13 protein-coding genes are annotated in these 12,769 nt (G+C 46.6%); 4 read left to right on the top strand and 9 right to left on the bottom strand.

The features are described from left to right. Nucleotides 1-49 precede the first annotated feature (49 nt). Nucleotides 50-247 carry a hypothetical protein gene (locus tag QUA74_RS13950; protein WP_333329652.1) on the top strand — a complete coding sequence of 66 codons (198 nt, stop codon included), beginning with the start codon at nt 50-52 and terminating at the stop codon, nt 245-247. A gap of 204 nt (nt 248-451) precedes the next feature. Beyond that, nucleotides 452-925, top strand: a complete 474-nt coding sequence (locus QUA74_RS13945; protein ID WP_333081032.1) for a Tic20 family protein — start codon at nt 452-454, stop codon at nt 923-925. 73 nt (nt 926-998) lie between these two features. On the opposite strand, the gene QUA74_RS13940 is transcribed toward QUA74_RS13945, so the two are convergent. The 4 genes from QUA74_RS13940 to QUA74_RS13925 all read right to left on the bottom strand — a co-directional run bounded on the left by QUA74_RS13940 (nt 999) and on the right by QUA74_RS13925 (nt 5,070). Next, complete coding sequence (locus tag QUA74_RS13940; protein WP_333329648.1) at nt 999-1,775, bottom strand: fumarylacetoacetate hydrolase family protein; 777 nt, start codon at nt 1,773-1,775, stop codon at nt 999-1,001. A 108-nt stretch (nt 1,776-1,883) separates the two neighbouring features. Beyond that, entirely contained in the window at nt 1,884-3,050 is a 1,167-nt protein-coding gene (locus QUA74_RS13935; RefSeq protein ID WP_333329645.1) for an RNA-guided endonuclease TnpB family protein, read from the bottom strand. Between the two features lie 143 nt (nt 3,051-3,193). Next, nucleotides 3,194-3,880 carry a 5-formyltetrahydrofolate cyclo-ligase gene (locus tag QUA74_RS13930; RefSeq protein WP_333329643.1) on the bottom strand — a complete coding sequence of 229 codons (687 nt, stop codon included), beginning with the start codon at nt 3,878-3,880 and terminating at the stop codon, nt 3,194-3,196. 587 nt (nt 3,881-4,467) lie between these two features. After that, nucleotides 4,468-5,070 carry a thioredoxin family protein gene (locus QUA74_RS13925; RefSeq protein ID WP_333329640.1) on the bottom strand — a complete coding sequence of 201 codons (603 nt, stop codon included), beginning with the start codon at nt 5,068-5,070 and terminating at the stop codon, nt 4,468-4,470. 177 nt (nt 5,071-5,247) lie between these two features. Here QUA74_RS13925 and QUA74_RS13920 point away from each other — a divergent pair, with 177 nt between their 5' ends. Continuing rightward, nucleotides 5,248-5,652 (top strand): NIL domain-containing protein, encoded by a 405-nt coding sequence (locus tag QUA74_RS13920; protein WP_190741019.1) that lies wholly within the window; start codon nt 5,248-5,250, stop codon nt 5,650-5,652. Nucleotides 5,653-5,717: 65 nt separating this feature from the next. Then, nucleotides 5,718-6,161 carry a hypothetical protein gene (locus QUA74_RS13915; protein WP_333329637.1) on the top strand — a complete coding sequence of 148 codons (444 nt, stop codon included), beginning with the start codon at nt 5,718-5,720 and terminating at the stop codon, nt 6,159-6,161. Nucleotides 6,162-6,261: 100 nt separating this feature from the next. On the opposite strand, the gene QUA74_RS13910 is transcribed toward QUA74_RS13915, so the two are convergent. From QUA74_RS13910 to QUA74_RS13890, 5 genes are all read right to left on the bottom strand, one after another. Further along, nucleotides 6,262-6,393 carry a hypothetical protein gene (locus QUA74_RS13910; protein ID WP_333329635.1) on the bottom strand — a complete coding sequence of 44 codons (132 nt, stop codon included), beginning with the start codon at nt 6,391-6,393 and terminating at the stop codon, nt 6,262-6,264. Nucleotides 6,394-7,104: 711 nt separating this feature from the next. Beyond that, a complete protein-coding gene (locus QUA74_RS13905; protein WP_333329632.1) occupies nt 7,105-7,656 on the bottom strand; it encodes a shikimate kinase in 552 nt (183 codons plus the stop codon). 22 nt (nt 7,657-7,678) lie between these two features. Beyond that, nucleotides 7,679-8,563, bottom strand: coding sequence for a LapA family protein (locus QUA74_RS13900; RefSeq protein ID WP_333329629.1), 885 nt, complete (start codon nt 8,561-8,563; stop codon nt 7,679-7,681). Nucleotides 8,564-8,680: 117 nt separating this feature from the next. Then, on the bottom strand, nt 8,681-9,301 hold the full coding sequence (locus QUA74_RS13895; RefSeq protein WP_333329626.1) for a flavin prenyltransferase UbiX: 621 nt from the start codon (nt 9,299-9,301) through the stop codon (nt 8,681-8,683). A gap of 431 nt (nt 9,302-9,732) precedes the next feature. Continuing rightward, the gene (locus QUA74_RS13890) at nt 9,733-12,099 is read right to left on the bottom strand and encodes a ribonuclease R family protein (protein ID WP_333329623.1); all 2,367 of its coding nucleotides are present in this window, start codon (nt 12,097-12,099) and stop codon (nt 9,733-9,735) included. Nucleotides 12,100-12,769 lie beyond the last annotated feature (670 nt).

Here is a 12,769-nt window from a genome sequence, read left to right as displayed (position 1 = left end):
TCCTGACATACAATGAAATTACTGGTGTGAAACCTGCCGGAGGTATCAAATGTTAGTCATTCTAATGGAAAATCAGATGCTTGCCCCTCAGTGTATTTGCCAAAGTTGTTTGCTGGCCGATCGCACTGGCCAACCGCGCTGGAGCGGTGGAGAGCTTCGCTGCGGCCATCCAGTTGCTAAACCTACGGAAAATTTGCCCGATCGGTACGAGTGTCAAATGGGCTTCGTCATTGCCAATATTAAATAATCATCGGGAAGGGGGCATGGGGCATGGGGCATGGGGCATGGTGACTATTAACCCGACTCAATCTAAGTTCCCCTGCATCTGGTACTTGAGGCTGCTATCCGCCCACAAATGAGCAAATTCCGGGCGAGTCGGAACTGAGCCTGCTGCGTTATGCTGATTTTAATAGGAATTAATAGTTCACCGATCGACTCAGGAGAGTTTATTATGACTTGGCGCGGGTCTACAACTGTTCCAGACCGGATTTTTGCTTCTTTGCCTTATTTGCTCCCGTTGGTTGACGGGCTTGCCTTTGGCAGGTTTCTGTTTACACAGTTTCCTGTCCTGCAACTGTTGTTGATACCGCTAGCTCCTTTGATGCAAATTTATAGTTTGCCCTTTGCTAGCTTGATTATCTTCTTTGCTCTGTATTTAGGAGTAGTTAGAAACGAAAACATCAGTCACTTCATTCGTTTTAATGCGATGCAGGCGATTCTTTTAGACATTGTTTTGATGCTGTGCGGTCTGGTTTTGCCGATTTTTTCTAACGGCTTACAAGTCGCCTTTATTGCGGAAACTCTGTATAACATGGTGTTTTTGGGCGCTTTTGCTGCCTTTGTCTATGCAGTCGTGCAGTCGCTTTTGGGACGCTATGCAGAGATTCCTCCGCTTTCGGATGCTGTTTATATGCAGGTTCGTTAGTCAGTTGACAGTTGACAGTTGACAGTTGTTAGTTGGTTATTATTTGTTGGTTCTAATGCCCAATGCCCAATAACTAAGGACTAATAACTACTCTATTTTCAAGACTGCCGATGCCTTCTATTTCAATTCGGACTCGATCGCCTATTTGTAGCGGCCCTACTCCTTGTGGCGTTCCAGTCAGTATCACATCGCCTGGAATTAGGGTCATTACTTGACTGATGTAGGAGACGAGAAAGTCTGGCGAAAATACCATGCGATCGATCGGGGATGACTGTACTGGTTGATCGCTCTCATTGACAAAAGTCTGCAATTGTGCAGCAGGACTCAATTCGCGGACAATCCAAGGCCCCAAGGGACAAAATGTATCGAACCCTTTGGCCCTAGCCCACTGGTTGTCCCGCTTTTGCAAATCTCTGGCTGTTACGTCGTTGGCGATGGTATAGCCCCAAATTTTGCCGTGTGCTTGTTCGGGAGTGCAGTTGGTACAATGTTCGCCAATTACCAGGGCCAATTCTCCTTCGTAGTCTACCCTTTCCGACTGCTGCGGATAGCGAATCGCTCCACCTGCGGCGATGACTGCACTCGGAGGCTTGAAAAACAGCAGGGGCTCAGCAGGTACTGGGGTTCCCATCTCAGCAGCGTGATCGACATAATTTTTGCCTACGGCTACAATTTTTGAGGGAGAGCACGGGGCGAGAATTTGGTAAGTATCTGGTGAAAGTTCCAAATCCGTTGGTTGTCCTTGTAGCCAGGGAGGTGCATCAAATACTTGAACGCTGTGGCCCAGTTGCAGTAAACCGTAATGGATGTGTCCCTGTGTTGTTTTAACTCGAACGTAGCGCTGGGCCATAGTATTTTAGATTTTAGGTTTTAGATTCTAGATTCAAAAAGACTTGTGCAAGTCCTAAATAGAATATATTTGACAACTCCTCGACTATCAGGTACGAGGATTCTTCCTTCATCCAACATTGCCTCTAAAAGCAGTGCCTTTAGATGCTCTTACACGTTGTCCAGAAGCAGCAGCGAGATGCCCTCCCGCCAAAATTCGTAAACCTTCATCTCTGATGTTTTGAGCGACGTTAATATCCCTGTCAGGTGTAGTGCCACAATGAGGACAAGTCCCGACTCTTACATCTAAAGGGATTTCTTTAACTTGATGTAAACAGTTGCTACAAGTTTTTGTACTAGGGAAGAATCTATCTACTTCGATGTAGGTTTTACCTTGCCATTGAGACTTGTACTTTAACATGGTACAGAACTGACCCCATCCAGCATCACTAATAGATTTTGCTAATTTGTGGTTTCTGACCAGATTCCGAACTGCTAGATTCTCTACTACTACTATGACTTGGTTTTCGTCAACTAACTTATGACTTAGCTTGTGGAGAAACTCTTCACGGCATCTGGTAATTTTTGCGTGAACCTTAGCAACTTTATTACGAGCTTTATTACGGTTGTTAGATTCTTTTTGTTTGCGGCTAAGTAGCTTTTGTCTTTTAGCTAGCCCGATCTCGTATTTTCGTCGGTAATATTTAGGGTTGCCATGCTTAGTCCCATCAGACGTAATGGCGTAATGGGTTATTCCCATATCTATCCCAACGGCTTTTCCTTCTGACGATGAGACAGGGATATTTTTACCATCCTCATAGAGACAAGCAGCATAGTCTTCACTGGATGGGGTAAGTGATACTGTGACTGACTTAAGTTTACCTTCTGATAAGCGAGATATCTTACAGTGAACTTTACCCAATTTGCGAAGAATCAGGTAATCTCCGTTTAACTTTATGCCTTGAGGAAAACGGATGGATTGTTTGTTACCCTTCTTTTTAAATGTTGGGTAATTAGCACGCTTCTCAAAGAAGTTCAGAAAAGAACTCGACAGGTCTAATGCTACCTGCTGTAAGCATTGTGATGGGGGTTCTGTTAACCACTCATGTTCTTTCTTCAAGGAAGGAAGCAAGTTTATGATGTCGTTACGACTTAATCCCTTGCCAGTTGCTTTGTAAGTTTCGCTAGTTAGGTTAAGAGCAAAATTGTAAAACCAACGCGCACAACCAAACGACTTGGCAAGTAATATTGCTTGCTCGTTGCTCGGATAGATTCTGTACTTGTAGGCTTTTAGCATTGCATTTACTAAACTAGCAGTATTATGGTAAACCAAGTTATCAAAAAAGTAAAGCCGTCCTTCTAGGACGGGGTTCTAGACCCAAATTTTCGATAAACAGGGATCTAGGGATAATTTCTGAAAATTTATTGCTCGATCGACCTTTAAGATTTTTGCTGTATTATTTTTAACCCGCTTTCCGTGCAAATTCCGCGCAGCGGTTTGTCCCAGGAGTCAACTGGTAGTTGGGCGAGCAAGGCAAATTCAAAGATAATGCCGATCGTAATTTTTGATTCCCACTCAGCTACACTGAACATTCGATCATAATAGCCGCCACCGTAGCCCAAGCGATAGCCGCGAACATCGCAGCCTACTGAGGGTACGAGCATTAAATCTACTTCTGAGTAATCTATTTTAGGAGCATCCGGCAGGGGTTCGACTATGCCATAAGCTCCAGTATGTAAAGCATCTCCTGGCTGCCAGATGTGCCAGGATAGCTCTTTACCGACACAGCGGGGAAATCCCCATTTTTTAGGGGTGTGAATGGCATTTGTGGGACAGGCATCTTGCCTGTGTCCAGAATTGAGCAGGCATCTTGCCTGCTCCACAGAATTGAGCAGGCATCTTGCCTGCTCCACAGAAGATGTAAATAGGGGACTTAAATCTGGTTCTTGGCGAAAACTAAAGTAGGCGAGGACTGTTTTTGCTCTTTCAAATAGGGGCGAGTTTTGTAGGTGGTTGCAGAGTCGATCGCTCTTTTCTCTCCATTCTTGTGCTGATAGAGATTTGCGGGTGTTGAGGAGCGATTTTCTTAATTCTGTTTTAGTTAATGAAGGTTCAGGAGTGTTCATATTTCCGATCGAATCTCTCGTTTGACTTCCAGTCCGACAGGGGGTGAAAACCCTGTCTCACAGCGAAATTCCTCTAAAAGAGGACTACAATTAATTGCATTTTCATCACATTCTATAGTCGTTAAAACTCACATATTGCACCATTCTCGCTTAACAGGCTTTCCGGCCTGTTCCACAAAGAGTAGATTTTCTTCTTGTGGAACGGGCCCCAGAGCCCGTTCATAAAAGGCTTATTGACAATGGTGCAACATCTCAGTTTTAACCGACTTTAGCTTTGAGGCAGGGGTTTCAACCCCTGCCGGACTGTCGGAAAGTATCAACAAACTGGATTTGATACTACATATTGTCTCACTACAGGACAAACGCTGAATAGCGTTTCATTCTCCTGTTCTTCTATTTCAACGAACGATCGCCTCCCCGGCGTTGCTTAATCAGGGTATGAAAAAAATAACTTGAAAATCCCCAAGCTTTGTCGATACTGATTTCTATGACTGGCATATTTAGCCTTTCATACCCTAAATCAGCAACGCCTCTTATTCCTACTGACTACTGACTAATGACTACTGACTAATGACTAATGACTTCCTTTACTGTACTTGAGAGCCGTGGGCGCGGGGGTCGGAGCTACTTGTTTTCACAGGCCCTGTGGGGGGAGTAAAATTAGAAACTTGACCGCCTGCTTGGACGTGTGGCAGAGGTTTTCCTGCAATTAAAGCTTCTAAGTTAGCTTCCATAATACTGCGCGGCATTTCGCCCATCGTTTCCGCAACGGCGCTGCCTTTATCGTTCAAATAGACAAAGTGCGGAATGCCGTCTACTCGATATTTTGTGATTTCTGGCAGCCATTTGTCATTGTCTACATTCAGCATCACAAAATTCATCGGTTCGGCGTATTTCTGTTTGATTTCGCTCAGATCGTTAGCCATTGCCTGACAGCTACCGCACCAATTAGCATAAAATTCCATGAGTGTCGGTTTGCCATTTATCAAAGCTGTTTCTAATGGCGTTGAAGCTTTTGCCATATCGGTGAGACTGCTTGATGGCGTTTGGGTTTGCAGCCCTAAGAAGATGGATATTGAAAGGGCGATCGCGACTAACACGATCAATAAGTTTCTGAGGCGCGTGGCGACTTTTGTTTCGGGATGTTTGGCGGCGGGGGCGACAGTTGAGTTGGGCGAATTCTGGGTCATAAAATATATTGCGGTTTTATTTCTATGTTTGTATTTTAAATAATAAATTCAGATTATACCACATTTTGAGATAATCAGACCAATCTCATAAAAATTTTTGAATAGGCCAGAATTAGGTCAAGTGCGCTAAAACATAAGATAACAAAGATTGTTTATAAATTACCGAGGACTTGCAGGGTGAAAAAACGGGTAACACTGACGTTTCCCCAACGATCGATCCAAATGCCTGTCACCTATCGACTGGCAAAGGATTTTAATGTTGCAGCCAACATTATCCGTGCTCAGGTGGCTCCGAATCAAGTGGGCAAACTGGTGCTAGAGTTATCAGGGGACATCGACCAGCTAGAAGCGGCGATCGACTGGATGCGATCGCAAAATATCGGCGTTTCCCTAGCCAGTCGGGAAATACTCATAGACGAAGATATCTGCGTTGACTGCGGTTTATGTACGGGGGTTTGCCCGACAGAAGCCTTGACCCTTGACCCAGAAAGCTTTAAACTAAGTTTTGCTCGATCGCGGTGTATCGTTTGCGAGCAGTGTATCCCTACCTGTCCGGTGCAAGCTATTTCTACTAACCTCTAGAGACTGTACACACTCATCGGGAGCATCATCTTTTTTTTGCCTGGTTCTCCTAATTGTGCCATTGGATGAAAAAAAAATCTTGGGTTTCCCTAACTCTACTTTTTGTTACTTATTTCACTTTTGGCTGGAAATTATCTGAGTTTGATGTTCCCCCGCACCTGACGTGGTTTCTAGCCATAGCTTCAATTTTAGTGTTTGCTGCCGCCTTGTCGTTCCCGCTGAGAAACACAAAAGCCTTAATTATGGGGTTGTTTTCGAGTGATTTGGGTGCTTTTATTTCTATAACTTTAGGAGCTTTTGTGGCCGTCGTAGTTATTGCTTGGTTACACCTTTTTGCTACTTGTTTACTATTGATTTCAGCCGGAGCTTTGGCAAGACTCGATATTCAAATATCTGGTTGGAAAAATTGGCTGGCTTTTGCGGTATTAGCTACCATTTCTTTAACAGGTGTGGGGTTGGGCGGAGCGATCGAGTTTTGGTCAAGGACAGGCAGGCTCGTATTCTCTTAATAAGGAACGGGAAATTTACCCAACCAAATTCTATAACTTGCAACGGATATTTAGCCCAAAACTATCAGAGCGCCCATCAATAAATACAGCTTATTTTTTTTCAATCCCCCACCCCCGGATTAATGCCCGGTTCTGCGCCGTAATCATAGCAGTTTTCAAGCGTGGTGAGGTACAGCTTGTCAATGGCCGATTCCCCGTTGCGCGTTACTAATTTCCAATTACTAATTACCAATTACCGACACACCTGGAGTGGAACTGAAAACCCCTAGGGCAGTATTGAAATGTAGCGACTGCTGCTCAAAATGTTATTGCCAAGATCCCGCAAGTCCTGCAGCCAAAAACTCAGCGCAATAAAAAAGCAGCTTTCGGGAGCTGCTAGTCAGAATGCATGAGGTATTGTTTTTAGAATAGGGCAGGTTGAATTCGATCGGTGCTGGGTTACATTTTTTGATACGGGAGAGTTGATGAGTGAATGGACGATCGTAAAATCGTCACATAGCGGGGTAGCATTTATGCTAAATTTCCCGACAATCAAGGTAGCGTTTAACTGTCCTTGCGCCCTACAGCCCTTCAGCCGTGGGGCCATTTTATTTTTAGGGAGAACTCAATAGCCGACTTTAACGAATCAGATGAGTCTGCCATTAGTTTTTTTATAAAATCTCCGCATCACCACATCCTCATGCTTCTAAAAGTTACGCATCACATCCAGTCAAACCCGGTGGATTGCAAAATATTGGGTGGTTAAACGGACACACTCAGACAAAAACCAGTATTTTCACCGAAGTCCAACCATTTTAGATTTTAGATTTTAGATTTTAGATTTTGGGAATGACTGATAAAGGTGGTGGTTTGGAGCTTGCGTATAGTTGCATTATTTTTTTGAACTGGTATCAAAAGTCCCCACAAACCTGTTATTTTCTTAGAAAATCGGTTTCTGAATGTATCAATTGAGCTCAGGCCCGGTTTCTGGTTTGATAACTTTTTGGATTTCCTCGATCGCCCTAGTCGCCACTGCTTCAGGCCTTTCGCCCACACCAGCATAGACTCGGACATCTGCTTGAGTGTAGAAACGCTCTCGCTCTTTAAAAAGGCTTTGCAGCTTAGATTTGAGCTCGCCCTCCTGCAGTAGGGGTCGAGCGGTGTCCGAACGCAGTCGATCGTACAATTGATCTACAGGCACATCCAGCCAAACTACTACACCGTAGTGCAAGTAACCCCAATTCATCGATCGCGTCACAATGCCGCCGCCCGTAGCCACAACCGAATTTTGATACGCAGACAATTCACCGAGCACTTTAGTTTCTAGTTCCCGAAAAGCCTCTTCCCCTTCTCGATCAAAAATCTCAGCAATTGACTGATTAGCAACTCGAACAATTAGTTCATCAGTATCAAAAAAACGGTATTTTAATTTTCTTGCCAAAATCCGCCCCACCGTTGTTTTTCCCGCACCCATCATCCCGACAAGATAAATATTTACTCCCCTCAACCCATCCACTGCCAAATCCTCCGATATTTTTCTATTTTTTCAGGTTAATTGATCGGCCACTGAGGCCATCATCGTCATCAAACTCATCACCCTCATCCAATCCCCAATCCTCATCTGCTTCTGCAAGAGGATTTATTGGTGTTTCATCAGCGGGTTTAGGAATATCCCCTCCCGGAGGAACCAGCACTCGATACTCCGCATCGTATACAGCCTCAGTTTGCCCCACCCCAGACTGACTCGGATCTCGATAGCCGTAAGAGTATACTGAGCCAGCCCAAGATTGGCTTTTCGGTTCCTGCTGAGATTCGTAAGCCCTCGGATTTGCCGCTGGAACATCATTTACCTGCGGTCGATCGGGAAAATCGCGATCGTCCCCCCAATCGTCATCACCCCCTTGAGATCCCGATTTTGAGCCATCTGAGATCCAATCATCCTCATCGTCTGCGGCTGCATAAGTCCCCGGTTGAGCGTAATCCTTCGCCCCATCCGGGTTCGGAGTTTCTTGCTGGAAAGTCCGGGCACTGTAACCAGCCGACGTACCGTAATCAGTTCGGTAGGAACCAGCAGCCTGAGTTTGATTATTTTCCCTATTCAGATCCGGGTCAATTCCCTGTTTTCTAGGAGGGGGAGGTGGCGTGTAAGGCGTTCTCATGTCCTCTGGGAAAGTATCGGGACGGCTGCGACTCGATCGGCCGGTGCGGTTTCCCGTTTGGGATAGGTAATTTGAAAAAGCGAGCAAACCAGAAATCAATAAAGATGTGAGAGCTCCCACCGCCATGCTCAGCAAAATCCAGATAGATAAGGGCAAAGCGGGCGATCGAACTCCCAAAAATACCAGCGATAATGCCGGCTCCACATTTTGCAGGGCAAAAATAGTCAGCCCCACCACAATTACTAGCAAAAATACAGCACGCATATTAAAAATATTGGTAATAGGTAATTGGTAATTGCTATTAAAACTAACAAATCATCAATAACAAACTGTCAACTGTCAACTGTCAACTGTCAACTGTCAACTGTCAACTGTCAACTGTCAACTGACATCTTCTTTCCAGCGTTTGAGAGGAACGCAATCAATCCCCAACTGGTCTAAAGCGCGAGCCACCACAAAGTCTACCAAATCTTCAATAGTTTGGGGATTGTGATACCAAGCAGGAATCGCTGGTACAATTCTAGCTCCAGCTTCCGCCAAGGTAGTCAAATTCCGCAGGTGAATCAAGCTAAAAGGCGTTTCGCGAGGCACGAGTACCAATTTTCGCCCTTCCTTGAGCTGAACGTCGGCCGCTCTTTCGAGCAAATCCGAACTCAAACCAGCCGCCAATTTCCCCAGCGTACTCATGCTACAGGGAATAATCATCATCCCTTGGGTACGAAAGGAGCCACTAGCAATATTAGCACCGACATCTTGCCAAGGATGGCACCGAAGTTTACCCATTGTGGCTACTCCTGCTTGTTCCCGCCAGAATTCCTCTTGTAGCGTCGGTTCTGCGGGCATTCGAGTGTTCTGTTCGCTTTGCCAAACCATGTAAGTAGACTTGGAAGCGACCAGTTCGATCGCGCGATCGGCTTCCAACAAATATTTCAATGTTCGCACCGCATAAATCAGTCCCGATGCTCCAGTAACTCCTAAGATTAGGGGGTAATTATTCGTCATTAGTTATTTGTTATTTGTTAGTTGTTAGTTGTCGGTTGACTGTTGACTGTTGTTAGTTGTTATATCAAATTTGTTAGCATCCGAATTCTTCCTATATCTCTTTTCGACCTTTGCGTGAATCAGCGTCAATCCATTGTTATCTGCGGTTAATACATTCTCTTTTTTTCACCGCAGATATAGGCAAATTAACACAGATTCACGCAGATAAGTTATATAAATTCTGGTTGCACCGTCCGTGATTGTTGACTGTTGGCTGGATTTAACGCCCGACGATGCTATCGGATTTGATATTAGTCATTAATTATTTATTGATGATTGCTGAGTATAGTTGGTCGCCCACTTCTAAATACTTAGTTGCCCGACAATGACAACTAAGTATTGAGACAAGTTAACAGTTAACTGTCAACTGTCAACTGTCAACAGTCAACAGATTATTCATCATCATCAAAAGCTTGGCTGCCACCACCAACTGCAACTAAATCAATTTGCTGGCGGTAGTAATCCACACTCTTGACTTGAACTTCTACCCGATCGCCCAAACGGTACTGATTGCGGTTTTTGCGACCCACCAGAGTTTGCTGCCGCGATCGATATTCGTACCAATCATCCTTCAGCGAAGAAACGTGCACCAATCCCTCAACACGCAAGATGTCGCTCTCCGGCGGCCGCACCTCAATTTCCACAAAGAAACCGTAAGACTGCACACCTGTAATCAAACCCTGGAAAGTTTGACCGGTGCGCTCTTTCATCAATCCGGTTTTCTTCAATCCCTGCAAATCGCTTTCGGCATCCTCAGCAACTCTTTCGCGTTCCGTCAGGTGTACTACTACCGATGCAAACTCCGTCTCAAATTCGTGGTGCAAATCTGGGGGGAGAACATTCCAAGTAATTTGACCGTGACAGGAGGAATGATGCAAGTCAACTTTTTCCTTAGCCCGTGTTGTGCGGCTGCTGCGACCTTGCTCGAACACCGCTTGCAACACCCGCAGTATCAGCAAATCGGCGTAGCGCGAAAGTGGCGAAGTGCAGCGCGTGTAACCCTCTGACAGCCCCAAACCGAAGTGCGACTTGGCAGTGGTGCTGTAAACAGCGGGCTTCATGGTGTCTTCTAGCAGGTAGGTGAGAACTCTTTCGGACTTAAGGCCGGCAAACTGCTGGGTAAATCGCTGAAAGTCCAAGGGCAAAACTTCTTCTTCGGTTTCGAGATACAGTTCGCCTCCGAGGTTGTTGGAGAGTTTGATGAACTCTTGAATGTCTGCCGGGTCTGGCATCGGCTGGACGCGGTAAATTGCTGGGACTCCCAAGGCTTGCAGGTGGGTGGCGACGGCTTGGTTGGCAAGTACCACTAACTCGGAGACAGCCGACTGGGCGGGGGGAGCCGTTGCAAAAGCTCCTAATTCGCCTTCGTCATCGAAGTGAGAGTTAGCGTCGGGCAAATTTAGTTCAAAAGCTCCCCGCTTGAGCCTTGTCTGTCTGGCGGCCTGTGAGGCGGCTCCGAGTTGATCTAGGAAAGGACGGAGGGCGGAGGATAAAGGGTGCTCTTCGGCATCCCCTGGTTCGAGAATTGCTTGAGCTTGCTCGTAAGTAAGGTGGTAGTCAATTTGAATGACGCTAGTTTGAATTTCGTATTCTAGGAGTTCTCCTGATTGGTCGAGGGTGAGCAGTATGCTGAAGGCCAGCCGTTCGCTGTTTGGCAGGAGGGAGCAGCGCTCGTTGAGGGTTTCTGGCAGTACGGCGATGATTTTTTCTCCCAGATGGGCGGCGGTGCCTCGCTTGCGGGCTTCGCGGTCGATCGGGGTTTCTGGCTGCACGTACTCGGCGGCGTCGCTGATGTGGATTCCTATTTGCCAGCGGCCGGGCTTCAGGGTTTCGATCGACAAAGCGCGTTCCACTGGCGGATCGGAGAGGAATGCTGTCGGATCAAACTCGTTTTCGCCTCCTCCTTCGGAGAGATTTTCCTCCGGGGCTTGAGGGGCATCGTTTTCGCTGTTGGTTGTTCCCGGTTCGTTTTTGCTGAAGCTAACAGTCAGAATATTACGCAAATCTAGGCGTTTTTTGATGTCGGTTTTTTTGACTTTGCTGGGCAAATTTTCGGCGGCTTTGATGACGGCGGCGGGGAACGATCGCGGCAAGTCGTGTTTGCAGCATACGATGTCGAGGTCGTCAGCGGCTTCGGCGTCGGAACCGAGTACCTGTACTACTTTGCCGACTGGGCGATGGGTGCCGAGGGGGTAGCGTTTGACTTCGACGTGTACTAGGTGGTCGATCGCGTCTTGGAGATTTGTGCCATTTGCGAGCAAGTCTAGTTCAAACAACAGGCGATCGTCCAGGGGGATTGCTCTGTAGCTGACGCGGCCGGTGGGGGTGGCGGTTTGCTTGACTCGCGCTAGTACCGAGGGGTTGGCGCGTTCGAGGATGAGCATGACTTCGCCTTCGGGCGATCGGCGGCGGCTACCTTCTTTGATGATTTTGACTAAGACTCGATCGCCATTCCAAGCTGTCGAGAGGTGACTTTCCCGCACATAAACGTCTTCTGAGCCTTCGGCGTCTTGAATTGCAAAGCAAAATCCTTTGCTCGAACAGCGCAGTTTTGCTTCTACTACGTCGTCTTCAGCTACTCGGCGATAGCGGCCTTTGTCTTTGACTAATATGCCAATTTTCTCTAGAGCTTCTAATGCAATTTGAAGTTTGAGTTGACTGGTGGCGTCGTTGCAGTCGAGTTTTTTCTCCAATGCTTTAGGAGCCACTAATTTGTCTTCTGTAAAATTTGCCAGCAGTGCAGCGATAGAAAATTCCATGTAGCGATCGATCCTCTTGTTTCCAGCAATTAGTCTAATTTTGGCGAAATCAGCCGCACCCCCTCGGGCCCTCGCAGTGCCTGCTTCCCAACAAAAGCGCGGGTTGATAGGTGGAGACGCGAGCACAGCCACCTTGTTTCATCGCGAGGTTTTTTTGAGATTCTCTCCCGACACCAGCTTCGTGCTAATTGTCTGCTGTCTGTCTTGAACTGACTGCTGACGGTGCAGACAACGGTCCCGCACGCTATTCCCCAATACAATTTTTTAGCGTTGGTTTGTTTGCTTTTAGGTCAGCAGCGCCGAGCACTTCGCGAATTAGAAAGCCCCAGTCGGTTCTTAAAAGATGGCTCGATACTGAAAGCGACGGCTTGAGTCGAGGATGAGCCGATGGAGGGATGGAGAGGGATAAAATTTGCATTTCTTCCTTCTGCCTTGTTCCTTCTGCCTTGTTCCTTCTTCCTTTTGAAGTGCCTCTTGCTTCTTACTTTAGCAAAGAATTTACCGGAGCTTTAGGGCAAAATTGCTAGTAGCTCGCTGCTGCGATGCCCCTGTTTTTGTGCACGCGATCAGTCCTTGCGGACGGAGGTGCAACGAGCGGGTCGGGAGCAATCTGTGCTGTAGAAAGTGCAGGTACGCAAACCGGAGACTTTTACTACTTTTGCTTAGTTGC

This window comes from Microcoleus sp. LAD1_D3, from assembly GCF_036702135.1.
Classification (GTDB): Bacteria; Cyanobacteriota; Cyanobacteriia; order Cyanobacteriales; family Microcoleaceae; genus Microcoleus.
This window is presented reverse-complemented; position numbering and strand designations above follow the sequence as displayed.